Source organism: Ureibacillus sinduriensis BLB-1 = JCM 15800 (genome assembly GCF_000772955.1).
GTDB classification, from domain to species: domain Bacteria; phylum Bacillota; class Bacilli; order Bacillales_A; family Planococcaceae; genus Ureibacillus; species Ureibacillus sinduriensis.
In genome coordinates, this window is sequence record NZ_JPVO01000045.1 from 35,328 (window position 1) to 61,950 (window position 26,623).

General features: G+C 39.4%; 31 protein-coding genes. 1 reads left to right on the plus strand and 30 read right to left on the minus strand.

Translation table 11 applies throughout. From position 1 onward, the window contains the following. Positions 1–105: 105 nt before the first annotated feature. A complete protein-coding gene (locus CD33_RS05865) occupies positions 106–531 on the plus strand; it encodes a VOC family protein (protein WP_036198993.1) in 426 nt (141 codons plus the stop codon). Positions 532–676: 145 nt separating this feature from the next. Here CD33_RS05865 and CD33_RS05870 read toward each other — a convergent pair whose 3' ends face one another. The 30 genes from CD33_RS05870 to CD33_RS06015 all read right to left on the minus strand — a co-directional run bounded on the left by CD33_RS05870 (position 677) and on the right by CD33_RS06015 (position 26,612). Beyond that, on the minus strand, positions 677–979 hold the full coding sequence (locus CD33_RS05870; protein ID WP_036198995.1) for a hypothetical protein: 303 nt from the start codon (positions 977–979) through the stop codon (positions 677–679). Beyond that, positions 972–1,181 (minus strand): helix-turn-helix transcriptional regulator, encoded by a 210-nt coding sequence (locus tag CD33_RS05875; RefSeq protein ID WP_036198998.1) that lies wholly within the window; start codon positions 1,179–1,181, stop codon positions 972–974. The genes CD33_RS05870 and CD33_RS05875 overlap by 8 nt, the downstream gene beginning before the upstream one ends. A 209-nt stretch (positions 1,182–1,390) precedes the next feature. Continuing rightward, positions 1,391–2,077, minus strand: coding sequence for a TadE/TadG family type IV pilus assembly protein (locus CD33_RS05880; RefSeq protein ID WP_036199001.1), 687 nt, complete (start codon positions 2,075–2,077; stop codon positions 1,391–1,393). Further along, a complete protein-coding gene (locus CD33_RS05885) occupies positions 2,074–2,472 on the minus strand; it encodes a TadE/TadG family type IV pilus assembly protein (protein WP_036199004.1) in 399 nt (132 codons plus the stop codon). Before CD33_RS05885 ends, CD33_RS05880 begins: the two co-directional genes overlap by 4 nt. Before the next feature lie 165 nt (positions 2,473–2,637). Then, positions 2,638–3,084: a DUF4234 domain-containing protein gene (locus CD33_RS05890; RefSeq protein WP_036199007.1), complete on the minus strand. Its 447-nt coding sequence runs from the start codon at positions 3,082–3,084 to the stop codon at positions 2,638–2,640. A gap of 47 nt (positions 3,085–3,131) precedes the next feature. Continuing rightward, the gene (locus CD33_RS05895) at positions 3,132–3,728 is read right to left on the minus strand and encodes a hypothetical protein (RefSeq protein WP_036199009.1); all 597 of its coding nucleotides are present in this window, start codon (positions 3,726–3,728) and stop codon (positions 3,132–3,134) included. Positions 3,729–3,780: 52 nt separating this feature from the next. Next, the gene (locus tag CD33_RS05900; RefSeq protein WP_036199011.1) at positions 3,781–4,443 is read right to left on the minus strand and encodes a hypothetical protein; all 663 of its coding nucleotides are present in this window, start codon (positions 4,441–4,443) and stop codon (positions 3,781–3,783) included. After that, complete coding sequence (locus CD33_RS05905; protein WP_036199013.1) at positions 4,440–4,811, minus strand: hypothetical protein; 372 nt, start codon at positions 4,809–4,811, stop codon at positions 4,440–4,442. Before CD33_RS05905 ends, CD33_RS05900 begins: the two co-directional genes overlap by 4 nt. Before the next feature lie 51 nt (positions 4,812–4,862). Beyond that, positions 4,863–6,716 carry a hypothetical protein gene (locus CD33_RS19395; protein WP_052130038.1) on the minus strand — a complete coding sequence of 618 codons (1,854 nt, stop codon included), beginning with the start codon at positions 6,714–6,716 and terminating at the stop codon, positions 4,863–4,865. 59 nt (positions 6,717–6,775) lie between these two features. Continuing rightward, the gene (locus tag CD33_RS05915) at positions 6,776–8,185 is read right to left on the minus strand and encodes a vWA domain-containing protein (RefSeq protein ID WP_036199015.1); all 1,410 of its coding nucleotides are present in this window, start codon (positions 8,183–8,185) and stop codon (positions 6,776–6,778) included. Between the two features lie 85 nt (positions 8,186–8,270). Then, positions 8,271–8,480 carry a hypothetical protein gene (locus CD33_RS05920; RefSeq protein WP_036199016.1) on the minus strand — a complete coding sequence of 70 codons (210 nt, stop codon included), beginning with the start codon at positions 8,478–8,480 and terminating at the stop codon, positions 8,271–8,273. Positions 8,481–8,495: 15 nt separating this feature from the next. After that, complete coding sequence (locus CD33_RS05925) at positions 8,496–9,428, minus strand: type II secretion system F family protein (protein WP_036199018.1); 933 nt, start codon at positions 9,426–9,428, stop codon at positions 8,496–8,498. Positions 9,429–9,432: 4 nt separating this feature from the next. Then, entirely contained in the window at positions 9,433–10,359 is a 927-nt protein-coding gene (locus tag CD33_RS05930; protein WP_036199020.1) for a type II secretion system F family protein, read from the minus strand. Beyond that, on the minus strand, positions 10,356–11,705 hold the full coding sequence (locus CD33_RS05935; RefSeq protein WP_036199022.1) for a TadA family conjugal transfer-associated ATPase: 1,350 nt from the start codon (positions 11,703–11,705) through the stop codon (positions 10,356–10,358). Before CD33_RS05935 ends, CD33_RS05930 begins: the two co-directional genes overlap by 4 nt. A gap of 12 nt (positions 11,706–11,717) precedes the next feature. After that, the gene (locus tag CD33_RS05940; protein ID WP_036199023.1) at positions 11,718–12,878 is read right to left on the minus strand and encodes a CpaE/TadZ family protein; all 1,161 of its coding nucleotides are present in this window, start codon (positions 12,876–12,878) and stop codon (positions 11,718–11,720) included. Between the two features lie 18 nt (positions 12,879–12,896). After that, positions 12,897–13,706 (minus strand): Flp pilus assembly protein CpaB, encoded by an 810-nt coding sequence (gene cpaB, locus CD33_RS05945; RefSeq protein ID WP_084591269.1) that lies wholly within the window; start codon positions 13,704–13,706, stop codon positions 12,897–12,899. Positions 13,707–14,263: 557 nt separating this feature from the next. Then, positions 14,264–14,818, minus strand: coding sequence for a hypothetical protein (locus CD33_RS05950; protein ID WP_036199025.1), 555 nt, complete (start codon positions 14,816–14,818; stop codon positions 14,264–14,266). A gap of 20 nt (positions 14,819–14,838) precedes the next feature. Beyond that, the gene (locus CD33_RS05955; RefSeq protein WP_036199027.1) at positions 14,839–15,138 is read right to left on the minus strand and encodes a hypothetical protein; all 300 of its coding nucleotides are present in this window, start codon (positions 15,136–15,138) and stop codon (positions 14,839–14,841) included. A 247-nt stretch (positions 15,139–15,385) separates the two neighbouring features. After that, positions 15,386–15,940, minus strand: a complete 555-nt coding sequence (gene hpf, locus CD33_RS05960; protein ID WP_036199029.1) for a ribosome hibernation-promoting factor, HPF/YfiA family — start codon at positions 15,938–15,940, stop codon at positions 15,386–15,388. A gap of 259 nt (positions 15,941–16,199) precedes the next feature. Beyond that, on the minus strand, positions 16,200–16,592 hold the full coding sequence (locus CD33_RS05965; RefSeq protein ID WP_036199031.1) for a PilZ domain-containing protein: 393 nt from the start codon (positions 16,590–16,592) through the stop codon (positions 16,200–16,202). A gap of 296 nt (positions 16,593–16,888) precedes the next feature. Next, on the minus strand, positions 16,889–17,293 hold the full coding sequence (fliS, locus tag CD33_RS05970) for a flagellar export chaperone FliS (RefSeq protein ID WP_036199033.1): 405 nt from the start codon (positions 17,291–17,293) through the stop codon (positions 16,889–16,891). 95 nt (positions 17,294–17,388) lie between these two features. After that, positions 17,389–17,748, minus strand: a complete 360-nt coding sequence (gene fliT, locus CD33_RS05975) for a flagellar protein FliT (RefSeq protein WP_036199036.1) — start codon at positions 17,746–17,748, stop codon at positions 17,389–17,391. A gap of 14 nt (positions 17,749–17,762) precedes the next feature. Continuing rightward, on the minus strand, positions 17,763–20,024 hold the full coding sequence (fliD, locus tag CD33_RS05980) for a flagellar filament capping protein FliD (protein ID WP_036199037.1): 2,262 nt from the start codon (positions 20,022–20,024) through the stop codon (positions 17,763–17,765). A gap of 16 nt (positions 20,025–20,040) precedes the next feature. After that, positions 20,041–20,409 (minus strand): flagellar protein FlaG, encoded by a 369-nt coding sequence (locus CD33_RS05985; RefSeq protein ID WP_036199039.1) that lies wholly within the window; start codon positions 20,407–20,409, stop codon positions 20,041–20,043. 168 nt (positions 20,410–20,577) lie between these two features. Next, on the minus strand, positions 20,578–21,714 hold the full coding sequence (gene pseC, locus CD33_RS05990) for a UDP-4-amino-4,6-dideoxy-N-acetyl-beta-L-altrosamine transaminase (RefSeq protein ID WP_036199041.1): 1,137 nt from the start codon (positions 21,712–21,714) through the stop codon (positions 20,578–20,580). Between the two features lie 2 nt (positions 21,715–21,716). After that, a complete protein-coding gene (locus tag CD33_RS05995; RefSeq protein WP_036199043.1) occupies positions 21,717–22,523 on the minus strand; it encodes a formyltransferase family protein in 807 nt (268 codons plus the stop codon). After that, positions 22,520–23,866, minus strand: a complete 1,347-nt coding sequence (locus CD33_RS06000; protein WP_084591270.1) for a DUF4910 domain-containing protein — start codon at positions 23,864–23,866, stop codon at positions 22,520–22,522. The genes CD33_RS05995 and CD33_RS06000 overlap by 4 nt, the downstream gene beginning before the upstream one ends. Then, the gene (gene pseI, locus CD33_RS06005; protein WP_036199045.1) at positions 23,863–24,909 is read right to left on the minus strand and encodes a pseudaminic acid synthase; all 1,047 of its coding nucleotides are present in this window, start codon (positions 24,907–24,909) and stop codon (positions 23,863–23,865) included. Before pseI ends, CD33_RS06000 begins: the two co-directional genes overlap by 4 nt. After that, the gene (gene pseG / locus CD33_RS06010; protein WP_036199047.1) at positions 24,906–25,880 is read right to left on the minus strand and encodes a UDP-2,4-diacetamido-2,4,6-trideoxy-beta-L-altropyranose hydrolase; all 975 of its coding nucleotides are present in this window, start codon (positions 25,878–25,880) and stop codon (positions 24,906–24,908) included. The genes pseI and pseG overlap by 4 nt, the downstream gene beginning before the upstream one ends. A gap of 9 nt (positions 25,881–25,889) precedes the next feature. After that, a complete protein-coding gene (locus tag CD33_RS06015) occupies positions 25,890–26,612 on the minus strand; it encodes a cytidylyltransferase domain-containing protein (protein ID WP_036199050.1) in 723 nt (240 codons plus the stop codon). Positions 26,613–26,623 lie beyond the last annotated feature (11 nt).

A 26,623-nucleotide genomic window follows, 5' to 3' on the forward strand; every position in this document is an offset into this window, starting at 1 on the left:
AATTTAGAATTTTCTATTTATAATTGTTTACGAATGTGTGTTTTTTGACTGGATGGTATCAATATGCCACAGTTAAATTATTCTAATGGTTGGGAGTGTGTAGGAATGGCTATCGAAGTATATTTGAATTTCAACGGGAATTGTCGCGAAGCCGCGGAATTTTATGCGGAGGTATTTAATACTGAAAAGCCGAATATTATGACGTTTGGCGATGCACCGAAAGATCCAAACTTCGAAATCCCTGAAGAGGCAAAGCATTTGGTGATGCATACTAGATTAGATATTCTTGGAAGTCGCGTCATGTTCTCAGATACTTGGCCTGGCTCTCCGTTTGTTGCGGGAAACAATATCTCGCTAACTGTCGTAAGTGAAGATGAAGACCTTATTCGCTCCAGCTTTGAACGGTTAAGCGAAGGCGGCACGGTTTCTATGGAGCTGCAGGAAACATTCTGGAGCAAGTGCTACGGGGCCGTGAAGGATAAGTTCGGCATTGAATGGCAAGTAAGCTTGGATAGCGGAGAACAATTTTAGTTTTTCGGGTAAAAATATACCTCCCTTTGACCGGAATTCCGAAATTTAATTCCAGTTGAATGGGAGGCGCTTTTTTTTATAATGATTTTGTTTGAATCGAATACATCGGATGGAAAATCTTGCTGCAAGTAGAGCTGTTTGTATCTCAGTTTCTCCCATTAGCAATTGCGGATCCAATTGCATAAGAAAGCATGTGTCCCACATAAGTGACTGTTATCAACCAAAATGCAATCATAGAATGGAAAACAACAAGCGATAAAAACCAAACTATAAAAATAACCCCCAGTGAACCGAACCAACTGTAAGAACGAGCTAGGTGGTCGTTCATAACGTATCTCTCATCAAGTTGCTTTTTCTTTTTCATCATCCTTCTTGGGAGATAAAAAGCACTCACTATTACTGCCGCTAAACCGATCCAAAATAATGATGCTACCCAAAAGTTATCCATTATTGTTCCCCTCCTCAAAAATAAACACATCTTCAATTTGCATTTCGAACATTTTAGAAATTTTGTAAGCAAGAATGAGTGACGGATTATATCTGCCTTTTTCAAGAGATATAATTGTTTGCCTAGAAACTTCGAGCCTTTCAGCAAGTTCATCTTGTGTTAAATCATGCTTTTGCCGTAAATCTTTGATGCGGTTTTGCAAACTCTCACCTCGCCCTAAAAAATGTAAAGCTACCTTTACGTAAAGGTTACTTTACATTTCATCTTATGTCAAGGAAAATTATGTATGCGCTTTTGTGTATGTGCCAGGCACTCACACAAATCCAAAACTATTCAGAATATTCACCGTTGTGTGAGTGCCTGGCACACAAAAAAATTGCTCCGAAAGAATTCTATTCTTTTGGAGCAATTTTAGTTTAATAAGTATTGTAAATAGGATAATTCGGGTCCGTATCCGATTTGGGGGATGTCTTTTTCGAAGGAATCGATATATTCCCCATTGCCGATTGTTTCATATGTAGCATCGGTCTTTACTTCGACCCGGTATTTTTCTTTTGAGATCATCACATCGATATGTTCCTCATTGCCTTCATTTTCTCTAACGACATTTTGAACGGCATGATAAATTTTCGTAGAATCTAATTGAATATGACCTTTTAAAATCGGGTCCCCAAGTCTCCCTGGCAGTATGTCATTTAGTGATTTTATATAAGCTTCCTGCTCTCCCAAACCACTTGTTATATAGCTCTCTATGCGCTCTTCGATATCATCCCATAATGGTTCATATTCCACCCCGGCTTCAATCGCTTTTTTCAACATCTCTAAGTCGAAATCCTTAATGCCCTCCTCTGTAGCCAACAAAATCTCGCTTGTGGCGGCAAAGGCCCCCAGTTGGGCAGCGGTGGATGCCTGTTGCTTAACAGCGTATACCTTGGCAATGTTGACTATAATGAGAGTCAGGACAATAATGACCGTCATAATCCACAATAAGTAAATGGCGGCACTTCCCTTTTCATTCCTTACAAGCTTCAATGGGCCACCATCATTGCCGGTTTCCACCTGTGTCAGCTCAAGTTTTTCATTCGTTGAATGTCTCATGGTACAAGCACCTTTCCAGTCGCCTTGGAGTCGATATTAATGGATGCCAAATTAGCAATGCTATCCGGCAGGAAGACGAGCGGGTGTTTGGCTGAGATCTTGATTTCGAATAGCTCCGCACTCCCCGGGACATTTTGTATGAAAACCTGATGATTTTGCAAAATGGAAGAACTGCCTATCGATTCATTTATTACCTCTTCCGTTTCAAGGCTATCCCCTGACACTGCATATACTTGTGCCCCATCAGATGCAGCAGCTTTTAAACTTATCACGGCATAGCCTGAAGCCACCACTTGCCAAAGAAGCAGAAAAAGTAAAAAGTATAATGGGAGAATTCCTAAAAACTCGATGGAAAGCGACCCTCTTTCTTCTTTTAGCAGTTTTCTTACTTTCAACCATATCGCCTCCTTTTCTTGGTTTTACCAATTCTTTCATCCGTTTAGGTGTTACCGGATAATTGGTGCAATTATCATGAGGAAAATACCCATGAAAAATAACATAAAGGACCTATCAATACTTTGAATGTCCTTTACGCATACGTCCTATCGCACCTATATCTTTTACTTAGAAGTCGAAGGTACTTGATTTAATTTGAATTGGATATAAAAGATATGGAAAATAAATAATAAATATTTATTCAGATGCAGATCATATTGATCTTCGAAAGATTCTTTTAATCTAAAAATAGAATAGTAAAGCAAACCGATAAAACTGAAATTAAAGATGACTTCGTATGATTTTAGGTTGGCGATACCGTAATCGCTCAGCACCCAATTTCCGAACCATTGAATAAACAAAAAAACAAACGAAACTACTGTAAACAATCTCCACAAACCGAAATGAATATTTGGTTTATGGTTAAAACTCTCAATACTATTCCTGCTTCTCAAGAACCAAACTCCTATATACGCGCCTAATGTTATAAACGATAATATTATGAGGACAAAGAGGTTAAGTTTTTTAAAGTCGAGACTCAAATGATTATGATTACTAATTGCCTTTTCCATCCATTTCACCTCTTTTACACAGAATAGTTTTTCAAAAAAATTTCGTATTACTTCTCCATCTCTTCTAATTGTTTCGCACGTTCAGGAGTTGTTAGGAACGCAGGCAAAACAAGCATTAGTAGCAAACCAATAAAGTATAAGGCTAACGCAACACCCATAAATGGACCTGTTTCAAAAGCAAGCATATAAGCCCACAATAACCCTCCAATAATTAAAAGAATGCCTATAAAGATATATAAAAACATTTTAAATCGCATTTCTCTTGGGTTCACTAGTGCCTTTGTTATGGCATCCCGCCTTCCTAATAAAAAGATGAAGAAACCGATCGTAATGATGAGAATCACCCAAAAGAAAAGCGTTGGATAAAGTCCCTTAAAGATTGGCGACATTAAATAAACTATTAGAACAATCACCATAACAAATGAATGCAGTGAAAAATACCGTTTACTATCATGTTTCTGGTAAATCCAAATAATATAGTTCATGACGGCTGCCAAGATTGCGATACTCATATTGATAATTAACCATTTAATGACATTTTCTTCGGGCATAAAACTCGAAAAAAATCCTATTACTACATGGAGAAATAAAGTGAGAAAAATAAAATTCTCTTTAAATGCCACCCATTCATTTTCTTCCTTCATTCTTTATCAGTCCTTCAGAGTTTTACATTGTAAATTGCTACTTTCATCCCAACTAATCCATCAGTGGATTTGATAGTTCTTTTCGAAATCGCAAAGTTAAATAAATATAGAGAAAAGGGAACACAAGAGCATTCAATAAAACTCGGAAGACCATGAAAGCAAAAATATTGTTCTCATACTGGGATAAAAAGAGCATCATAATTACCCAACACCCGATATTTATACTGAAAATCACAATCAGTTCCCCAATTAATGAAACATTCTCTCTCATCATAGCTTGAATGGTATTTTTGTATACTTCCTTGACATTTCGGCCTTCTGAAAAGAATGGAAAAATCAATAGGAAAACAAGTGCAAGGATTGTAGGGATAAATAAGAAATAGATACCTACTACTGCAATAAAATATAAGATACCAGTAAAAATAAACAGAATGCCAAATTGTTTAACAAAATACGAAATTCCCTCAAGCGAATTGATTGAGTGATCTTGTTTATAAACGATGACCATTTTCATAAATGGTGGAATACAAATAATAAAATTAAGTATGATGGCAAAAACAGAAAAATACTCGGGCGAATTTATATATTCAGAACTATATACATAAATCATGCTCAAAAAGGAAACCGCAGTAACAGGTAAGATGAGAACGAACGACCAAATCAGAATTTGGCTCCAATTTCGATTATATATATCTAGAATGTCTCGAATCATCATAGAACACCTTCTCTTTTATTACGGATAAATACAGTCACAACAGCAAATAATAGACTTACAATAACTGCAGAGGACAGGCTCATTCCAATCCCTTCCGGATCTGCAAACACTAATATATTAAAAACAAAATGCGAAACGAGAAGGTTAATAAAGACGATTACGATTGAACCTAGGTACGCAGCTGTATAGGGAGTTTCAGTATTCCATATCGCTGCGAAAAAACCGACGCATCCATAGGTGAGGACGATTTGAACGAACAAGAACAACCCATAGCTCTCTATCGGGAGAAAGCCTAATAGAAAGGAAATCACAATCGTCAATAAAATACTTACACCTATTGTCTGGAAAAATTTCATTGTATTAAACAACATCTCACCTACTATCTACTAGATTGGATTGCCCCAAAAGGAGCAATCCTCTTATCCAAATCCAAACATTTTTTTAGCTCCGTTAAAGAGTCCTTTAGCTTTATCTCCAACCCAGGAACCAGCTTTGCTTACTTTATCGGCAGCCCATGAGTAACCCTTGCTTATTCCCTTGCTAGCCCACTCTTTAAACGCTTTTCCTGGTTTGGTTCCACTAAAGAACCAAGTCGAAAGAAGTCCTGCTCCCAAACCGACTCCAGCACCGATGATTGTACCTACACCTGGAACAACTGAACCAGCCGTTGCACCTGTAATAATACTTGTGAGCACACTAGTACCAGCCGTTGTTACTGCCCCGATACCGAGGTCTACGGTAAAGTCAGCATAAAAATCAGAAGTCTTCCAAGCATTCTTTCCATGTTTATCGACAGCGCTAAATAAGTTGGCTGCGATACTAACTGGACCACTTAGTTTAGTGAAGTTGGATTTTGCCCAAAACTTCTTCGAGAAGATGTTATACCCTTCATTCATGCTAGTCTTTAAGTTTTTAGCTATAAAACCTGTAATACCTTTTTTCGTTTCAAGTAACTTTTTTGTATCAAAGAAGCCCTTTATCTTGAAAGCTTTTTCATACGAATTTCCTGTTTTCATGTAACGATCTTTGCCGTCAATTTTATATTTCTTATAGTTATCATAAAAATGATTTAGTATGGGGTTTTTCAACTTACTTTTCCCATGTACTTTATATTTGCCTTTGCCTAAATCTTCAAATCTAAAGCCGGCGTAAGTCGCCGTGCCTCCTTCTAAAATTGGTTTGACGAGGCTTGTAAAGTACGTTTTGCTGTCTTTTAATGCTTGGGAAACAGTACCCCAAGCGCTATTTTCCGAATTTGTTGAGTTGAAAAGAATATTCCAAAGTGATTTTTTTTCTTCTGCACCCGAGCTGGAAGGAGATCCGTCATTACCTGATCCAGGTGTACCTGAATCCCCGGAATGGTTTTCCCCTCCTGTTGGGCCGTCCCCTCCTGTCGGATTTTGTCCTCCTGTTGGACTTTCTCCTCCTGTCGGGCCGTCACCACCTGTTGGACCGTTTCCTCCTGTTGGGCCATTCCCCCCAGTTGGACCTTCTCCTCCTGTCGGACCATCACCACCTGTTGGGCCGTTTCCTCCTGTCGGACCATCACCACCTGTTGGGCCGTTTCCTCCTGTCGGGCCATCCCCTCCAGTTGGACCATTCCCTCCTGTCGGGCCGTCACCACCTGTTGGACCGTTCCCTCCTGTCGGGCCATTCCCTCCTGCTAGACCGTTCCCTCCTGTCGGGCCGTTCCCTCCTGTCGGGCCGTTCCCTCCTGTTGGGCCATTCCCTCCTGCTGGACCGTTCCCTCCTGTCGGGCCATTCCCTCCTGTCGGGCCGCTCCCTCCTGTTGGACCGTTCCCTCCTGTCGGGCCTTCTCCTCCTGTTGGACCAGTTCCCCCGGTTGGGCCATTTCCGCCACCAGTAGCGTTTCCGCCATTCACTGCCTGTCCGCCGGATGGACCTTGCCCGCCCGTGATGGCGTCACCTGCTGTGATTGGATTATTAATTGGTAAGGAACCCGCAATGTTTGGGATAATCCATTGACCGTTATTGCTTTGATAAGGAGGAATTAGTGGCTGACCAGAAATAGCCGCCTCCCCGCCTTGTAAAAATGGACCGCCCTTATAAGCATCCCCTGGTTTCAGCGGGTCCCCGGGAATAATGAACTGTCCGCCAGTAATCGGATTGCCGGGTGTGATTGCTTGCCCTGGCTGGATTGCATTACCTGGTGTTATGAAAAACGCCATGCTTATTGAGGGCATTGCGGACCAGAATAACACAAACGCAATCATGAAAATTGCAGAAATTCCGCGGAAATTGTTTCCTTTCACACTTTCACCTCACTTTTCTTTTTAAGGTGCATTGCTTGTTTTTCTAATATGGAAACTCTTTAAGGTGTACTGCTTGTATTATTTAAATACTTTTCCTCTAATTGTTTTACTGCTTCGTTATAATCCGCTTCGTTCATCGCTTTTAAATCGTCTCGAAGAATACCGTATTGCTCTTCAATCCAATTGTGATATTCAGTATTCTTCTTTTTTAAATAATCATGGGACTCTGCGGACATCTTATCTTCATGTTGATATAAATACGTAAGCGTAAAACCAACTGCCTGCCCTTCATCAACCCTTTTTTTATACTCCCCGGCGTGATAACCGAAAATATCTAAAGAATTATCTACTCTATAAAAACCCAACCAGCCTTCCTGGGAGGTTTTCCACTGTTCCCATTTCTCCGCAACTTTACTCGCTTCATTTAGTTGTTCTTGAAGTCCTTGGGCATCGCTAACGTTTTGATACGTTCCCTCTGTTGCCCTAGCAATATCCTTCAGTTGTTTTTGGCCTTCTTGGTCTACATTAAAGCCAATAACATTGATAAGTGGCGTAATGTCAGAATCATAGAGTGATTTTGCGGTACCTACCGGATCATCGTCGCAAGTAGAAATCCCGTCACTTACTAAATAAACAATATTAGTATTCGTATCCCCTTTAAATGAAGCTAAATCATTTTGCGCCTCTTTTAAAGCTAGTCCAATTGGCGTCCAGCCTGCTGGTGTTGCCTTTGAAAGTGATTGCTCAAAATTTGCCGCATTATAAGTACTTAAAGGATAAACTAATTCACTACTACTGCATGACAGTGCTTTATCTTCGTTTTTACCAGAACCTTTATGTCCATAAATGCGTAAACCGACATTTGCATCTTCTGGTAAACCTTTCACGAATTCCGTAATGGCTTTTTTAGCAGCATCCATACGTGTTTCACTGCCTTCGATATTAGCCATACTCCCCGAAGCATCCAAAATGACCATCACATTTAAATTTTCTTTAAATTGATAGCGGGAATCCTCAATTTCCGGATTACCGATCGATTGAAATTTCATTTTTTCAAGCAAATCTCCCGGACCGACATAATCTTGTTGGAAGACTGATAGAATCGCCTCATAGTAGCGATCTAACTCCTCGGTTGTTGGATTGCCAGAAATGTCGGGAAGGTTTTTCGTTAATTCATTCGTTAACTTCTTCCCTTCATCACTGAGTCTATCAATATACTTTGTATATCCCGAAGGCAGCTGTTCGAGTTCCTCTAATGTAGTTGGTAGAGGAGGGCCTACAATTACCTCTTCATTTACTTCTTCGACTTCCTCCATCTCAGCGGGTTGCTTTTCAATGTCTTTTTCTGAAGTTTCTTCTGTCTGAATTGTTTTCTGGTCTTCTGCTTCTGTTTTTTCAGTTTCTTTATTACTACAACCAGCAACAAGAAGTAATACTAGAATTAATAGTATGCTTAAACGGTTTTGCAATTTTTTCAACTCCCACTTATCTAGAAGGGCACCCTACTGCTTGTGTCAAATCTAATTCGTTCAAAGAATGAAAAGGGACTATGGCTTACTCCCCAACCATTCCGCTGATTTTCGAAATAATACTTCCAATTAATTCTCCAATTGAACCTTGTTGTTGGCTAACAGCCGTTGAAATAATCCCCAACACCAAAATCAATAACGCAGCCAAACCTAACCATTCCAATGATTGTGCACCTTTTTCGTTTTTCACCGGCGCTAATACTTTTACTGCTAACATTTGCATAAATTTTTTCATGTTTTTTCTCTCCTTTTATTTTAATAAATCGAAAATCCCACTATTTTGGTTAAACATATTGATTATCATCAACCCGCCGATCAGGATGAGGGAGGAAGGAAGAATCAGAAAGGTTGTGACCAGCGTCACTTTAGGTGAAGCTTTTGCGGCTTTTTCCTTTATCATTTCTTTCTTCAGTTTTCTCATTTCCTCGGCTTGTTGCTTAAAGGAAGCGGCGATAGGGACTCCCAGTCGCTCTCCCTGAATTAATGATTTGATTAAAATTTGAAACTCTTTTGATTCGTTACGTTCGAGCAGCAATCGGTAGGCTTCCACCCTTGGAACACCGACACTGATTTCTTGAAGGAATCGCTCGAACTCTTCTTTGATTGGCCCTACAAAATAGGGCACGATATCCCGCAACGCTTGAGTCAACCCGACACCGGCCTGCAATGTAACACTCATCGTGTCGAGAAAATCAGGCAGTTGGTACGAAATTTCGTCTTGCCTTGCTTTCGCTTTTGACTTAATCCAGAGAATGGCACCCATAAAGCCTGCAATCGGCAGTAAAATCACCATAAACTGCGAAAATGGAAATCTAAGCACCAGCAGGATTCCGCCGATTAAAACACCGATGATCAGCAGGAATATTTTCAATCCTTGAAATCTTTCCACCGTGATGCCATAAGGGTATCCGGCCTGAATAATCCACTTTTTCACATCCGCGTTTTCGCTGAAGAAATTAATGCGCTGTCCCAGATCCGAAAAATCATCCGCAAAACGAAGCATCTTTTTCAATAACTTTTCCTTCCGGCTTTCTTTCTTTTGAAAGCCGTCATACACATACAAGGTATCGGTTACAGTCGTCTTTAGTTCCCGATGTTTTGTTAGATATACATAGACTGCCCGAAGTGATACGCCGATGAAGAAGACGGTAAGTATGATGGTGATTGCGATAATTCCATCCATTTTGTCACACCCTAATATTTGTAATCTTATTGATAATGAGGAACGTAGCGACGGTTCCTGCGGCAAATATCGCGAATAAAATCATTCCGATTCCTGAAAACAAGGCATCCAGGAACCCATCCACCACATTGTTCATCATGAGGACAAGAAAGATTGGAATGATGGGAACAATGTACGCAATATACTTATGCTCGGCTGTCATCGTTTTGATTTCTTGCTTCAATAATTTTCGTTCATCAAGCGTTTGGCTCATTTCATCCAACACAGCATATAAATTCCCGCCTGCCCGTTTTTGGATAAGCAAGGTTGCCGTAAAAAGATGGAATTCTTTATTGTCGATGCGCTTTTCCAGTGTACGGATCGCACTCCCAAAATCAATCCCTAGTGACAATTCATGAGCCAGGTTTTTGAACTCGCTCTTTGCAGGTTCAGCCATCTCTTTAGCGACCAGCTGGATTCCTTGGTTTAACGTCATCCCCGATCTCGTGGAGTTGGCGAGCAGTCGGCAAATATCCGGCAATTGATCCACCAAGATTTGTCTTCGCCGGTCTTTCCGCATTTTGAAGAGCATTCTTCTTCCTGCCTCAAGCAACAAGAGAGACAAGACGATGGCTATCAAAGTCGGAACGTTGAAAAAGTTTACGAGGACAAACAAAATTCCCATGTACGATACGATCAGCGCCCCACAAAATTCGGATGGCGTAAAAGGAATATTGGCATCATGCAACTTGGCTTCCATTTCCTTTGCTGTTTCGGTTTCGTCAAACTTCGAACCCCACAACACGATGACACTTTTTCGTTTTTCCCCTTCAAGGTAAAACTGGTGTGTCTTCTTTTTCCATTCCTTTTTCTCTTTTCGATAGCCCAAAAGATAATAAAGTCCTATGATGAGCAAAAGGACTGCTCCCCCAGCAATCGATGCGGCGGTCATACAATCACCTCCTGCTGCTGTGGCCTGAATAACGATTCCGGAATATCAATGCCGAACATTCGAATGCGTTCGATACACTTCGGCTTCCTGCCCGTCGGAGTAAAATACCCGATGACATCCCCATCTTCCGACATCCCAATCCGTTTAAAGGTGAAAATTTCAACGATTTCGGAAGTCCCATCTTCATGCTTTTGCACTTCCGAAATGGATACGATTTTTCGCGTACCGTCTGTTAATCTCGTTGCTTGGATAATAATGTCCAACGCCCCGACGATAAACTCCCGAATGATGGAAGAGGGAAGGTCCATCCCGGCCATGATGACCATGGACTCAACACGCCGCAATGCATCATCCGGCGTATTGGCATGGACAGTCGTAATCGATCCTTCGTGACCTGTGTTCATCGCTTGAAGCATGTCGAAGGCTTCCCCGCTACGAACCTCCCCGACGATTATTCGATCGGGCCGCATCCGCAGTGCATTTCGAACAAGGTTCCGGATGGTGATTTCCCCTTTGCCCTCCACGTTGGCGGGACGGGCCTCCATTCCTACTACGTTGGAGCGGTTCAGCCGAAGTTCGGCGGAATCCTCTATCGTAATGACGCGTTCAAAATGCGGGATCGAGCTAGCCGCAACATTCAGCAGGGTCGTTTTCCCGGAACCGGTACCACCCGAAATGAGCATGTTCATCTTCGCCTTTACAACACAGTCGATAAAGTACGCCATATTGTCATCAAGTGAACTAAACTCAAGTAAATCCTCCATTTGGAAAGGCTCGGCCCGGAACTTTCGGATGGAAACGAGCGTCCCATTAAGGCTGATAGGTGGAATAACCGCATTTACACGGCTTCCATCAGGCAGTCGGGCATCCACCATCGGGGAGCTTTCATCAATACGACGTCCAAGCGGCGCCACGATTCGGTCGACGATATGCCGAACATGCTCATCGTCGCGGAAGCTAATATTCACTTGCTCAAGCTTCCCTTTCCGCTCTACATGGACTTCGCTATAACCGTTAATGAGTATCTCTGTAATCGTTGGATCATTAATCAATGGCTCAAGCGGCCCTAATCCGACCGACTCATCCAAAATCCGGGTAACGAGGAGCTCTTTATCGTGACGGGATATGACGACCCGTTCCTCCGACATAAATTGTGAAACATACTGCTCGATTTTCAGCCGCATTTCACCTTGCGAAAGCTGTGTCAAGGCTTCTAAATTGGTATCTCGAAGCAAGCGAGCTTTATAGTGTTCTACCAGTTCATCTACAAGATGGTTATCGTATTGATAGGAAACAGTCTTCTTTTGTGAAGCCAATTCTTTTCTTCTTTCAAAAATTGAAGCCATCACGATACCCCCTTATGGTTTCAAAATTTCCCGAGAAAACTTTCGAATGTCCTTAGCAAAAGGAATGAGTTTCCTTTCCTTTACAACCTTTCGAACCGGCTCCCCCTTGTTGACAAAAGGCTGCAACCCTTTAATGTCCTTGCGGAGCGTTGCCGCAATCGGGTACCTTAGTACATTTTTCAAATCCTTTTCCTGCACTTCATTTTCTTTTGCCACGTGGTTAAGGATGACTTCCATTTTCCCCACTAGATTCATGCCAATGCGTGCCGCCAATTCTTCATAATGTTTCAAAACTCTCAATGCCGGTGTATCCGGCGTCAGCACATAAAAAATCTTGTCCGACTCTTCCATAGCCGTGATGACCGAGCCATTCAATGAAGAAGGCAGGTCGACAATTACATAATCAAAAGCTCTTCGGGAAGTCCTCAGCAGCTTTGCGACAAACTCTTCCCCCAACGTTTCCGCCACTTCTGCATCAATCGGACTCACCAAAATTTCAAGCTTGGAATGCTGCTCCGTTCTGGATACGTTACGGATATGGCTTTCATTCAGCTCCTCAATTACGGGTAAAAGATCTGCCACGGAACGGTTGGATTCAATTGAAAACATCGATTCAACGCCGCCATATTGTCCATTCAAATCAATGAGAATGACTTCCGCAGTGGATTCGAGCTTCAATGTTTGTGCCAATACGGAAGAGATCACCGATTTACCGCTGCCACCTTTTCCACTGTAGAACGAATAGATTTGCCCTCTGCCTCGACCAAAGGAAATGGAGGATTCCGTTTCCTTTGAATTTTTCGTAATTGCGTAATTTTTTACTGTAGTCGGGAAACGGCTTGTAAAGAGCGAAGTTTCCTCAGGGAATACGAAAAATTCATCCACTCCTGCTCGCATCATATTGCGCAACAACACAAAATCTGTTCGATCGGCGATAAAAATGATCAGTACCGATCGATTAATCTGCTTCATGGATTGAACAAGATCAATGGCCAAATCCGTCTCAGGCTGGGTGATGATGACAATATCCCTTGTTTCGCGGTTCATTTCACGAATGGCATCGGATGTCGTGGCACTCAGCACATTTCCTTCCGTGTTTTCGGCAATCGTTTGAAGCTGTTGGCGAAGTAAGTTATCGTCACTAACAATTAATAAATTCAATTTATTTTCCATACTTGACTCCCCCTCCCCTTACGAATTTCCTTCTGAAGATTTAGCATTCGTATTCGGGGCTTGCGGTTCTTCAGTATTTGTTTTTGCTGCAGGATCCTTTTGTGTGTTTGCTTCGTCTGCTGATTTAGGTTCAGTCGTTTTTTGTTCGGACGCTTCTGCTGGCACTTCTTGTTTTGATGCCGGGACCACTTCGCCCGCCCCTTCGGAATCCTCGACGTCTTGTCCTACATTGGCTTTGAGCACACGTATGTATTCCGCATAATTTTGCATATGTATCAGCTTCGTTGCATCCTCGGAGGATACTTCAACCCCAATCCCTGCAAATTTCTCGCCTGTCCCTTGCGCAAAAGCAACAGCTACATCTTTCATGAAAAGCTCTGTACTCTTTTTTCCTTCTTTTTCGATCGATACGACGATATCCACCCGATCAAGTGCCGCAATTTCCTGGTCGAACTGGATTTTATCCGTTCGATATAGTGCAACGAGACGATTATTTTCATTTTGAAGGTTGGAATAACTTTTCAGCATATTTTGTGTAATAATATCCCCTTCATCTAAAGGAACCACCGATACTTGACCAAGAATGTCATTTTCATCTGTAATATGTGATTCTGTCAGGAATTTTTGAGGAATTTCCATTTTGGTTAGTTGATTGGACTGCAGCAATGTACGGGCAGGGATATCCCCATTGGATACATAAACCTCTACCATCCCCCCAAGTTCTGCATTAAGTTGTTTCACTTTTTCTAAAACTAAGTAGCCTGCGACGGCCGCTAAGATAAACGCAAGTAAAAGAAAAATGGCCGCACGTCGTTTTGCCTCTAACACAAATTCCCCTACCTTCTAATTCACGATTTTTATCATATTGATTTGTTTGGTTCATTAGGTCGATAAGCAAAGGATTTTAGTTTCCTATCTCCCAATGCAATACCTTTTTACAGTTTTTAGTATAGATAAGTAAAAAAAGTTGTCAAAGGTGGGCGAATTTTCATAGCTAGTTTCATAGATAAATAGGCATGAGCAGATAGTTTTGATTGTTGATTTTAATAATCTGATTTTTTCGAGGAAAATGTTTTATTTTGTCGAATGCGTTTGAAAACGGGGTCAGAGGACATAGATGATCACTTTCTTATGTGAAGAAAGTAGGGTTTTCCATATTTTTTTATTTTTCTAGGTAGTTCGAATTGAAGATACTTAGCTTCAAAATACTTGGAATTGAGAGGGAACGTTAATGAATTGAAAAGTGGAAGATATAAACATATAAAATATAGGACGTATGAGAAAAGATTTGGTTCTTAATTTTCCATATTTTATTGTGTCCAAAGTAAATTTAAAACGCACAAATGGACTTTACAGCATTTGTACGCTTAATTGATCGAGAATGTTTACTTGATTGAAATGTTTACCGGATATTCGGCGATAGTATCCCAAGTATCTCCGTTCATAACGATTAACGTCGTCTCAATATTTTCATTGAATGTCGGGAACTCATAGCCTTCATATTCCGAAATATCCAGGCTGGTGTTGGCTGTTTTTCCTGCGGCGATCGTTTCAGAATAAGCAATCAATGTATCGTCTACCATGACGTTGTCCGTCGAAAGTTCCCGCGATTGAACCTCGATGGAGTTCCCCATTTTGTTGACAATTTGGAACTTGATGGAGGCTGTTTTCCCAAAGATATCGTCCTCTTGCGTTGTCGTTCCTTGATACGTAATCGTTACATTCGCATCATCGACAATGACTTCCGATACTTCCTCTTCTGCCGGTGCAGGTTCTTGTTCCCCGCCTTCCGTTTCACCTTCAGTTCCTGCAGCAGTATCCTCCGCTGGTTGCTCTTCATTCTTATCTACTGTCGAGTCGATGGCTGTTTCATTATCTCCCCCACAAGCAGCCAGCAACATAGCTCCGATCAACGTGATAAATAGCAGCAAGTTTTTCATTTATTGTACACTCTCCTTTGTTAACCAATTAAAGTTTTCTTCCCATCTTGATAGGCAGATATCAATAAGATTACCGCCGTAATAATATGCATCGCCATCCCAAGAAACGGAATCCATGCCAAAGTATTGGTAACAATACCCAAAATACTTCCCACCTTGCTTTTGCCTTCTTTCTTGCAAACAATCAATGTGGCAATATGTAGGATCAGCATTACCAGTAATGGGAAATAAGACAAAGCGATAATAATTGTCCCTCCAATTAGAGGGATGCCCAACAAAGCTTCCAATCCCCCAGAAACCCATTTCAATATGACGGCCATTTCAACCCTCCTTTTTAAATGTCCAGACATTGAACGAGGCCAATTCAGACTACGTTCTAAATAATGGCTTCGTAATTTTTCAATAATATACAACTGGTTTTAGTATGTTCAGATAAATTGAAACGATGTAAAAACAGAGTATATCGATTTCAAAATAGTTGGAGTCTAATGTTAATTTCCATCCAAAACAAAAAAGCCCTTGCTTTAAGCAAGGACTGGATAAGATAGTTTATATTACATTCAAGTATTAATTTGTTTCAATTAAACCGTATTTTCCGTCTCGGCGTTTATAGACGATGTTGGTTGCATCGGATTCCGAATCAGTATAAACGAAGAAATCATGTCCAAGCAGATTCATTTGCAGGATGGCCTCTTCCTGATCCATCGGTTTTAGGTCAAATTGCTTTGTACGCACAACCGTGAACTCCTCGTCCTCCGCTGCAGTCGTTGCCGCCGAACCGTTAAGTGCTTCTTGAGCAAAATAGATGCCTGTACTTTCCCGGAATTTACGATTGACTTTCGTTTTATGTTTGCGAATTTGGCGCTCCAGTTTGTCAACGATGAGATCAATCGCTGCATACATATCATCATGACGTTCTTCGGCGCGAAGTGTGATGTTCTTCAAAGGAATGGTTACTTCGACTTTCGTTTGCTTGCCATTGTAAACTTTTAAATTTACATTTGCATTAGCATCTACGCCTTCGCTGAAATAACGTTCGATTTTCTCGATCTTGTTTTCAACGTACTCGCGTATCGCTGGAGTTACCTCAATGTTTTCACCACGAATGTTAAAGTTAATCATGTAAACTCCTCCTTTTATTACACCTATGTAAATATATATTCGCCATAGGTTCAAAAAATCCTACCACTACTAGAGAATCTTTTTCATCTTTCGACAATTCCATTCACATATTTTTAACAAATAATTTAGAAATGATTCATCTTCACAATCGGTTGGCATACCGGAATTGTTATCTCGAATATTAGATTGGAAGAACACCCACACTACTTTGGATAAAACATAAGCTTTTTTAACAACATGTGTCGAAAAGTTTATTCTATTACCAAGTTTGTTTGGACTGCATGACTTCTTTTTTACGGCGAAGTTTCATTTCACTAATAATGAGTTCATCAATTTCTTTTTGATCTTGAAAAAGGATGCCGTATTGATCGCCTCGTCCAAAAGGTTTTCGCCAAACAACTTCCCCGATCGCCTGGATAGTCGTCACATCCAGTACGAATTGCACTTCAATTTGGAGAGTAGCCTTATTTAGGTATTCCCCTAACTTCACTTCCGAAAACATTTTCACGCCTCGAGGGCTAATATCCAGTATTTTACACGGAAAGCGATTTCCACTATCAACGAATTTTCCATCTTGGATTAATTTAAAACTCGCTTCAATCGGCTCATTAAAAATATAACGAAACCCTTCTTGTCTCTTAAACTGCTGCATAGGTGGTTCCTCCTTAAAAAACACGATTTAACGCCTCCACGCGAAATCGTAATCCCCTCTGGGACGGTTTTATGATTTGCAAAATTTCTAGCCGCTAAAAAATCTCCTTCTACCAAGGTAACGAAAGTGGCATATTATGTCTATATGACTTTTTACTGTAATTTACTTTATCTATACTTAGGATAATATTGACAGTATTTCAATAAAGTTTTTGTAACCGACTGACAAGGGTGCTATTTGAACAAAAGGAAAGCCTTACATCCTATCAATGATAGAGTATGTAAGGCTTAAGATGCTTAAACTTGTTGTGCGTTGCTGAACTGCTGTTGGCGCGTAATTTGGATGACTTGTTTCCATGTATCACGGAATTCGGTTGTCAGGCCGATCACTTCATCAATAATCGCCGTGTCATTTTTTACATTTGCTTCGATTAGACGACGGTTCATATATTCGTATAATGGAAGCATTTGCTTTGATATCTCGATGTCCATATTTAACGTGGACATCAGTTCAGCAATAATTGCCTGTGATCTCAGGATATAAGTATTTTTTTCTTGAATATTTTTTTCGTCTATCGCATTTTTTGCCTTTGTCAAAAACTTAAGGCAACCGTTGTATAGCATTAGTGTTAACTCACCTGGTGAAGCAGTTGTAACACTATTTTGTTTATACGCATTTAACGCAGTATTTGGTGCTGCCAATTTGGGACACTCCTTTTGAGAGAAACATTCTATTTTTGATTGTTATGTATTCTTTAACGAATACAATTAATTGTGAAGATCATATGGCTAAAGTGCTACTTCTTCTTATCGTAATACATCCCATCCATTACTTGAACGGACGAATATGGATTCATATATTGTTGTTCATTTTTTTTTGAGTTTTGTAAATCCTTCATGTCCAACTTCACAAGCTTCATAACGTCATCAAGTCGTTCCCGAATAGCCTTGTCCAATTGTGCGAGTGTTCCATGAATCTTGTTATCCGAATCCATTTGAAAGCCTTCTTGCCTCAACTTCTCGATCAAGGCACCTCGCTCATCCAGCATCATGTTGATTTCATCAATGTATACCGAGCGAAATTCCCCTTTCGGAATTTCGTTAAGATGCTTCAGCAATTTAGCTGAAATTTGTAATACCTGTTGTAGAGTATCCATCATCTAGCTCCAGTTTAATATCCAGTTTGGAAAATACTTGATTGACTGTTCGCCTTGTTGATCGCTGTTTCCATCGCCGTAAATTGTTTCCAGTAACGGGATTCAATATTTTTCAGCTTATCGACCCATGCATCGATCCGTGTTTTCACTTCGTCCAAACGTTTTCCGATTGTATAGGTTTGATTAGTTGCAGATGCTTTACCTGCTTTTTTCTCAATCGCTCCGGTAAAACCTTTCAGTTCATCACGCAATCGTTGGGCGATTCCTCGAGTATCTTCCGTAATGCCTTTGGAAACGTCTTTTGCCGTCCCGGTTTTGGTAAAGATAGAAGCTACTTGATCGGCATTTTTTTCAATAGCTGTGCGTAACTTGTCTTCATTGATAATCAACTTTCCGCCATCCGAAGTCGTAGAAGAAGTCGTAATGCCGATTTCTGCAAGTGAATTAATCGTAGCATCTCCCAATCCACCAACAGCATCCGTAAACGTCCTTCTCATACTGTAGAGACCATTTGTTAAAATGGAATCATTTCGTAAAAGACCCGTTTGCGCCTTTTTCTCCCACTTTTCAATCTCATCTTCCGACATCTCTTCTTTTTGTTCCTCCGTTAACGGTGGATAATTCCGATTGTAAGTTTCTTTCAATTTGCCGTTAATCGTTGTTACTAACCCGTTGTATGTTTCAACGAATTTTTTGATTTTGTCGACCATGTTGTCAGTGTCGGTTGAGGAAGTAAGGGTAACTGGATTTACTTTGGTTGCATTACTAATTTCGCTGTTCAAAAATGCTCCTAGGTCGGGAATCGTAGCTCCACTAGAATCCTTGGCTTCGTTGTTGTCATAATCATATGTTATACCATAATTCGTTGATAAGGCATCTGTAAGCGTGGATTTAGCTGAAGTAAGATTTTTATTAGCTTCTGCCATTTCACTTGTTCTAGTTGCTAATGTTTTATTGGCATTAAAATAAGCCGAAACATCAGTAAACACCTTACCTGTTTCCCCTTCATTCAAGCTAGCTTCATTCAATTTCTCTGCTAATACACCGAGCGTATTACCTGAGGCCGTTAGTGAGATAGTTGCTTCTGTGCTTTCAGTTGCTTCAGTTTCACTAATTAACAGTTTTTTCAATTGCTTTACTTCTGATTCTGTAAATAAGTTAGTAGTACTATCAGCAGAATATAAACCTTCTATTTCTGATTTAAGAGTTGCCGGGTCATCATAATTTAAGGATGCAAGTTTCGTTAATTTTTCTTTCCCATTTTCCCCTATATTCATCAGGAATGCATTTAATTGATCATCAGCTTCAACTGAGTCTATTGCTGTTCTTACATTTGGGTAGTCTGTCGTTAAACTAGATCTTTTACTTGCCACGTCATTATTTGCAGTGGCTAAATTCGAACTTGCCGTACTATATTGTGACTTTGCTATCACATAGTTATTATACATATCTTTCGTATACTCCGCCTTTGTAGACTGAGTATTAAAAGTAGAGTTAAGTGTAACTGAGTAACCATTAATACTAAAAGTATTAGAACTTCTTTCCGTAGCTATGCCATTTATAGAGAATACTGCATTTTGACCACCTGAAGCTAAATCAAGTGGAGCACCACTATTAAAGCCTCCAGTTTGGTCGCCAAAGCCGAGTTTATTAAATAAAGTAGCGCCGTTTCCGGAGGACACTGTTACTTCGGCACCGTTTTCAATATCACCCATATTTTTTGCAGTAATTGAAAGTTTACCGTTTTCAAAGAGTGCTGTCACACCAACGTCACTACTATTTATTTTCTTAACTAATGAATCTATTGTTTCATCGGCTCCAATTGACAGTTCTCTTTGACTTAGAGTCCCGCTGCTGTTAATCGCACCTAATGTAAATTTAGAACCGCTAGGTAACCCTGTTAACGCCGTGATTTTGGTTGAGCCAGTTGCAATAATTGTAGAGCCTACACCTTGAGCGGATTTCGCAAGTTGACTTACTCCATCAATCGATAAAGTACCTGTTGCAGCAGAAGTTGCAGTAGCTGTAACTAAATTACTATTCGTAGAATTTACTGTTTTTTTATAGAAATTACTAGATAAACGATAATTATCGAATAAGTAATCATCAAAAGTCTTTAGCGCCGTGTTAATCTCTCTATACGCGTCGCGTTCCCACTCATATTTTGTTTGTTGTTGATAAAGTTTAGTTAATGGAGCTTTTTCGGCAGACATCAATTTCTCTACAATCGAATCAATGTCCATACCGGATGCTAATCCACCTACACGTGTTACCATTTATTCAACCTCCCAATTAAATCTTTTCATCTACAATCATTCCTACCATTTTTTGCATTTCATAAAATGCATCCAAGAGTTTCTTTGGTGGAATTTCCTTGATCACTTCTTCAGTATCTTTATTGACTACTTGTACAAAGTATCGATCTAACCCCTCGTGATAAACAAACTTCGATGAATTATGGTTGATTTCCATAAATTCGTTAAGGGAATCTACAGCTTGTTTTAGCTTTTCTTCTGTTATATCAAGCTTTTCTGTACTTTGTTCATTCACCTGTGATGTTATATCTTGGCTGTCTTGCTTTTCTATCATGCCTTTAGATGAACCTTGAACCGCATTCGTTAAAGTTGAAGACTCAACTACATTTTGTGACGAAATACGCATGCTCCCATCCTCCTTGAATTTATCCGAGCGTAAAAATGGTTCTTATATATATTTTATATCGGCTTATAACTTAAATGTTTCATAAAAATAAATAGAAAATGTAGGCAAAATAAAACTAAGCACCTTGATGCTTAGTTTTAATGAACATTTTATAGCATGGAAATGTATTTAACTTGCGAACTCTTTGAAAGAATTAATAATAAACTCTATTTCATTCTTTCTTAAGCTTGGATGAATAGGTAAAGTTAATACATTGCTATACCAATGTTCGGCGATAGGACAAATTCCTTTTTCGTATCCCAATTTTTGATAGTACGGATGCCAATATACCGGAATGTAATGAACGTGTACGCCAATATTTCGATCTCGCATCTTTTGAAATACTTCTTTTCGGGATTTAGTACACTTAAGTTGTATCATATAAAGATGCCAACCTGACTTTGTTCCTTCCAATTGCGAAGGGATCACGAGATTAGGATTACCTTTAAAAGCATTATTATATATCTCTGCTACTTCATTGCGTCCTTTTATGAAGCTTTCTATTTTTTTAAGTTGCGATAAACCAAGTGCAGCTTGAATATCTGTCATTCGATAATTGTAACCCAGTTCTGTCATTTCATAATACCAATCGCCTTGTTCTATTGAATAAGGTGTTTTTTCGATACCATGACTGCGGAATAATTGTAGTTTCCGATAAAAGTCTTCATTGTCTGTTACAATTACACCACCTTCTGCAGTTGTAATTGGCTTTACAGGATGAAAGCTAAACATTGTCATATCGGCCAATGTCCCCACTTTTCGTCCTTTATACTCTGCTCCTAAAGAATGCGCACCATCTTCAATTACAATAAGATTATGCTTTTTGGCTATCTCCATTATTTTATCCATATCTGCAGGCTGGCCTGTAAAATCTACTGGTATAATGGCTTTTGTTTTCGAAGTAATCTTCTTCTCAATTTCTATTGGATCGATATTATAAGTTTGCGGGTCGATATCGGCAAATACAACTGTTCCACCAACATAGCGTACACAATTGGCACTTGCAGCGAATGTAATTGGAGTCGTGACTACTTCATCCCCGGTTTCAATACCTGCAGCATGACAGGCCGCATGAAGTGCTGCAGTACCGTTGCAAAAAGCAACTGCAAACTTTGAGCCAACATATTGGGCGATAGCCTGTTCAAACTCGGCAATTTTCGGCCCTTGAGTTAAAAATGGTGAACGTAATGTATCGACTACTGCTTGAATATCTTCTTCATCTATTAATTGACGGCCGTATGACAAAAATTCAGGTAGTTTCTCCATAACTATTCCTCTCTTTTAAAAGCAGATATAATTGGCGGATATATTCTAGGTAATTTACCATCCAAGAATTGGTCAACTATATCATTATTATAAGTATTATAGACAAACCGTAAATGTTGTGGGAACCAATCTGAACCTACCCAAAGTTTCCCATTTCCTTTTTGTGGTATATATTGAACCTCGTTTAGTGGGAGAGTAGTTAGAATTTCTTTAAGATCTTCAGCAGCTCGTATAACCGCTTTACATGCAACGTCATGCAACCCATCACCATATTCTAATTCTGGAACAGATTGATGAACAATATTACCTGCATCTAAACGCGAGGAAAGTCGATGTATCGTCATACCAGCCCAATTTGGTCGTAGCATGAAGAAAGGCCAAAATAATGTAGTATTTCCTTTATACCAAGGTGATAATCCACCATGAATATTCCATGAGTGTTGAGGAAGTACTTCCAAAAGTTCATCACTTAACTTATGAACACCATAGCTGATTGCAAGATCAAAACTTTGATTTTTTACCCATTCGATGGTTTCTTTAGCATTTAACTCTTGAAGTGAAACTTCTAAAGTAGGTATGCTGTCTTTTACTTTTTCATTTCCTTTAAAATGTAAATGTTCTGCCTTATCCCGATCAGCGAAGTGTCGTATAAAATTATTTCTATCTACATCCTCAAGGTTGGATGGTGGTTGTGGAATAAAAGCTCCACGTTTTTCTATAACATGGGCAGAAACAATATTTAGTTCTGCAAGTTTATTTACTAAATAAAAATGTCTAGGATGTGAACCCGTCAACAAAAGCACTTTCATTTAAGTAACTCCCTTTCTTCATAGAAAGGACCATCAAGTAATTGATGTTCTTTCAAGGCTTCGATTGATACTTCATAATCTTCAATTTTATAATTTAATGTTTTTGAGAGGTCAGTTAAATTATGTTTGCCGTCCGAATAATTTAATAATGTCAAAATCTGATTCAACTGTTGGCGATTATCTAATTTATTATTTGTTGAGCGCCCTCTCTCAGCGGGTGCATTGATATCTGGATATAAATCATATTTACCCAGTTTTGGTTCCCCAAATGGTTTAAGGTTGATATAAAAGCCATTTAACTCTTGCAGTTTTAGTAACCTTTCAATTTCATTCACACTATCTAACAATGCCTCTATAGACATAACCTCTTTAGTATCTAAGGAATTATGATATCCAGCATATTTTCCATAAACCATCTTAGAAAATTGACCTACTGGTAAATTAAAGCCAGGTGAACAATATTGACGTTCATCCGATCCATATAAAGGAGTAAATGGACGAACTGGCATATTATAGTCCTCGCGTTGATTTAAAAATTGAATTAGTTGATTTAATGGAGAGTTCTCATTTCTCGACATTTTATAGCTTAACTGATGTTCTTTACCACCTAGACAAGTTAAGACTGCACCAGAATATAAGTGCTCTTTTAAGTGTTTACCATATTTATATAGATACGTAATAGAACCTATTGTCTCAGGTACAAATACAAATCGATATGTTAACTCACGATTTGTCCAATTTTTTAAACGGTTATAAAGGAAAGCAGCCACAATAGGTCCACTTAGTTCATTATTTGCCATCGAGGGATGACAAATATATGTACTAATAAGAACCTCCTTTTTGGATTTACCAGGTAGGACAACATGAGCATAATTGAGTTCGCCATCTATTTTTTCACTGTCAATATATACATGATAATTACCTTCTGGCAAAGAATCTAAATGATTTTGACTCATACAGAAGCCCCAACGTTCCTTATAATAGGAAATGACGTAAGGAACAGCTTCTGGCTTTCTTGGAATTGTATGGATATGCTGCTTTAATTCATCTAACGATAGCCACAAATCCACTGGTTCGCTGTAATTGACGACATGCAAATTTAAATCGCTAATATTTATAATTTCATGTCCATATTCATCCTTAATCCATGCTTCACGTATTACCCATTCTTTTGGGATTTCCCAATCAAACACCTCTGTACCTGTTGCTACACCTTCCATATTGATTGGAATATATTCTTGTAAGATACGAATTGTTTCCCGAACACCTTCACCTGTAATGCTCCTCATGATAGGAAAGAGACGATCAAAGAGTGAATCCATTTCTTTTAACTCATTGCTCACAATAATAGCTCCCAACTTAACGGTGTTCCTTTGGTTACATCCTTTTTAATCGCTTTTCCTAATACCAAATCATAGTATTTAGTCGAAAGCCCTAGCCCAGGTCGAACATCCCTTACATTGTCTTTGGTAATTATGTCTCCAGCTTTCATATCATGAGCAATATATAAGGAACGGCGATGTTCCAAAGAAGGGACCTCCACTTCAGTGGGACCATAATTTACCTGACCAATACTTTGCCATGCTCGTTCTGTCTCTTCAACTAACATTTTTAACTCATGTGGCTCCAGAGAAAATGCGGAATCAACGCCACCTTCAGCCCGAGAAGTAGTAAAGTGCTTTTCAATTACAGTTGCCCCCAGAGTAACAGCAGCAACGGATACACCCACACCCATAGTGTGATCTGATAGTCCAACCTCGGTTCCAAATAACACACTCATATGAGGGATTGTAGCAATGTTTGAGTTGGTTGGTGTTGCCGGATAGGTACTTGTACATTTTAATAGGACGATTTGTTCATTGCCTTCTGAACGCGCTGCACGAACCGCTTCATCCAACTCGGCGGCTGTTGCCATACCAGTTGAAATGATAATTGGTTTTCCAGTTTTCGCGACTTTTCGAATTAATGGGATCGATACATTTTCAAAAGAAGCAATTTTATAAGCTGGGACATCTAATGTTTCTAAAAAATCAACAGCTGTTTCATCAAAAGGTGAACTAAAAGCAAGTAAACCATGTTCTTTTGCACGATTGAAGATTGCTTCATGCCATTCCCAAGGGGTATAAGCTTCCTTATATAAATTATAAAGGGATTGCCCTTTCCAAAGATTCTCATCATTTGAAATAAAAAACTCACCCGTATGTACATCCAGGGTAATCGTATCCGGTGTGTATGTTTGTATTTTCAAAGCATCGACACCCGCTTCGGAAGCCAAATCAACTAAAAGTAATGCACGCTCGAGAGACTGGTTATGGTTCCCTGACATTTCAGCAATTATGAAAGGTTTTGTGTGTCGACCAATTTCTTTATGTCCAATTTTTATCATATTAACAACTCCAATATTTCTTCTATCCATGGGTTTGGGGAAACAGTTTTTGTTAAGCTTAGTCCAATTTTACTTAATTGATTCAAGTCAACCTCACCATTTTTCAATTTTAAAAGTAAGTCTACATACATTTCCACTGTAACTTTTTCGTGCCAACCTAAATTTACAACAGCACCTAAATCATCTGCGTGAATCGTCGTGAATGCTTGGTTTTCAGCAACAATGGTACTTGACGAAGGAAGTCCTACATAACATCTTTCCCATGTAGTTGAACCTCCTGCTCCGATTGAGAAGTCGGCCCTTTGCATTAATCTGGCCATATAATTAATTTGACAATGATACTCATATCCTTGCTTCAGACAAATGTGTTTAATTTCTTCTTTATGGATATTTCCATTTCCAACCACAATATCAATATGTTCAAAACTACTTTTAGATTTTGAAAGTGCCTTCAAAATTTTTATTGTTTCTTCGGTTGGATCGCTTCCACCCATAAAAACAAGTATCCTTTCGGCTTGGTTATTTCTCTCTTTCAGGTTTAGCCTTGCTTCAATAAATTCATCACGCATTATCAAGTACTTGGGACCAAGTAGTCGGATACAATGTTGAGGGACCAATCCATCGTAACGAGATTCAAAATTAGGCAAAGAATTTTGATCCAAAATTAAATCACAATCGTGTGGTCGGTTTGCCAAGTCATCGATTACAACAATTTTATTAGTAAATAGTCGATGGGCTTTTTCCCACTCTTCATCAATATTATAATGATCGATTAAATACAAATCTGCCTTTTCGGCACTATTAATCGTTTCAAAACCCTCATGTTCAACAAAATTGATTAAATGTCCTGGTAATTCTTTCATCCAAAATTTCACATTTATATTTTGCTTTTGCAAGTTTTTCGCAATTGTTAGACAGCGCATGACATGGCCACTACCAATATTAGTTGAAGCATCTGTACGTATAATCACTTTTTTCAGTTAAATCACCGGCTTTTGTTCAATATGTGCATTAATTTTTGCGATTTCAGGATGTTCTTTCAAAAAATCGATTACATTAATACTCGAAATTAGTGGGTTATCGAAATGCTCTGCCACTCTTCTGAGCAGTTCATAATCTTCATCTGTATCTAAAGTAATCCGAAGTTCTGGAGCAAGACGGTTTTTAGGAACTACATATGTAGCATTGGTAAATTCACTCAAAAATTCGTATGCATAATAGGTAACATGTTCTCGGTGTCGTGTTTCTTGACCAACTTCATGTATATGGAGTAATGCTTTATATGAAATAAGCTCTACTGCAAGTCCCCTTGGAAGTTCCCCCTCTAATAACAAAATGTCCTTCTTTTCTCTTTGCATTAAAGTAACAATCTCGCCAGCCATCTCAAAGTCAACAAATGGACAATCCGATGTTACACGCATAACGTAATCTGGATTGTACAGCTTTGCACATTGCACAAAACGGTCTAATACATCATCTTCTGAACCTCTGAAATACTTGATTTCATGTTCTTCACACCACTCTGCAATAGCATCGTCCTGAGGCAGCGTGGAAGTAGCTACAATGACTTCACTAACCCCATTAATTTGTTTACATCGCTCCACATCGTATGTGAGTACATCAACATTTCCAAGCGGCTTTAAGATTTTGCCTGGTAACCGGGAGGAACCCATCCGTGCTTGAATGATACAGATTATATTCATATCTCTCTTCC

Bases quoted from the DNA above. Each gene is read 5' to 3' on its own strand.
- CD33_RS05865 (WP_036198993.1), top strand. From the start codon at position 106: ATGGCTATCGAAGTATATTTGAATTTCAACGGGAATTGTCGCGAAGCC.
- CD33_RS05870 (WP_036198995.1), bottom strand. From the start codon at position 979: ATGGATAACTTTTGGGTAGCATCATTATTTTGGATCGGTTTAGCGGCA.
- CD33_RS05880 (WP_036199001.1), bottom strand. From the start codon at position 2,077: ATGAGACATTCAACGAATGAAAAACTTGAGCTGACACAGGTGGAAACC.
- CD33_RS05890 (WP_036199007.1), bottom strand. From the start codon at position 3,084: ATGGAAAAGGCAATTAGTAATCATAATCATTTGAGTCTCGACTTTAAA.
- CD33_RS05895 (WP_036199009.1), bottom strand. From the start codon at position 3,728: ATGAAGGAAGAAAATGAATGGGTGGCATTTAAAGAGAATTTTATTTTT.
- CD33_RS05900 (WP_036199011.1), bottom strand. From the start codon at position 4,443: ATGATGATTCGAGACATTCTAGATATATATAATCGAAATTGGAGCCAA.
- CD33_RS05920 (WP_036199016.1), bottom strand. From the start codon at position 8,480: ATGAAAAAATTTATGCAAATGTTAGCAGTAAAAGTATTAGCGCCGGTG.
- CD33_RS05925 (WP_036199018.1), bottom strand. From the start codon at position 9,428: ATGGATGGAATTATCGCAATCACCATCATACTTACCGTCTTCTTCATC.
- CD33_RS05930 (WP_036199020.1), bottom strand. From the start codon at position 10,359: ATGACCGCCGCATCGATTGCTGGGGGAGCAGTCCTTTTGCTCATCATA.
- CD33_RS05935 (WP_036199022.1), bottom strand. From the start codon at position 11,705: ATGGCTTCAATTTTTGAAAGAAGAAAAGAATTGGCTTCACAAAAGAAG.
- CD33_RS05940 (WP_036199023.1), bottom strand. From the start codon at position 12,878: ATGGAAAATAAATTGAATTTATTAATTGTTAGTGACGATAACTTACTT.
- CD33_RS05950 (WP_036199025.1), bottom strand. From the start codon at position 14,818: ATGAAAAACTTGCTGCTATTTATCACGTTGATCGGAGCTATGTTGCTG.
- CD33_RS05955 (WP_036199027.1), bottom strand. From the start codon at position 15,138: ATGGCCGTCATATTGAAATGGGTTTCTGGGGGATTGGAAGCTTTGTTG.
- hpf (WP_036199029.1), bottom strand. From the start codon at position 15,940: ATGATTAACTTTAACATTCGTGGTGAAAACATTGAGGTAACTCCAGCG.
- CD33_RS05965 (WP_036199031.1), bottom strand. From the start codon at position 16,592: ATGCAGCAGTTTAAGAGACAAGAAGGGTTTCGTTATATTTTTAATGAG.
- fliT (WP_036199036.1), bottom strand. From the start codon at position 17,748: ATGGATACTCTACAACAGGTATTACAAATTTCAGCTAAATTGCTGAAG.
- fliD (WP_036199037.1), bottom strand. From the start codon at position 20,024: ATGGTAACACGTGTAGGTGGATTAGCATCCGGTATGGACATTGATTCG.
- CD33_RS05985 (WP_036199039.1), bottom strand. From the start codon at position 20,409: ATGCGTATTTCGTCACAAAATGTAGTTGAGTCTTCAACTTTAACGAAT.
- pseC (WP_036199041.1), bottom strand. From the start codon at position 21,714: ATGGAGAAACTACCTGAATTTTTGTCATACGGCCGTCAATTAATAGAT.
- CD33_RS05995 (WP_036199043.1), bottom strand. From the start codon at position 22,523: ATGAAAGTGCTTTTGTTGACGGGTTCACATCCTAGACATTTTTATTTA.
- pseI (WP_036199045.1), bottom strand. From the start codon at position 24,909: ATGATAAAAATTGGACATAAAGAAATTGGTCGACACACAAAACCTTTC.
- CD33_RS06015 (WP_036199050.1), bottom strand. From the start codon at position 26,612: ATGAATATAATCTGTATCATTCAAGCACGGATGGGTTCCTCCCGGTTA.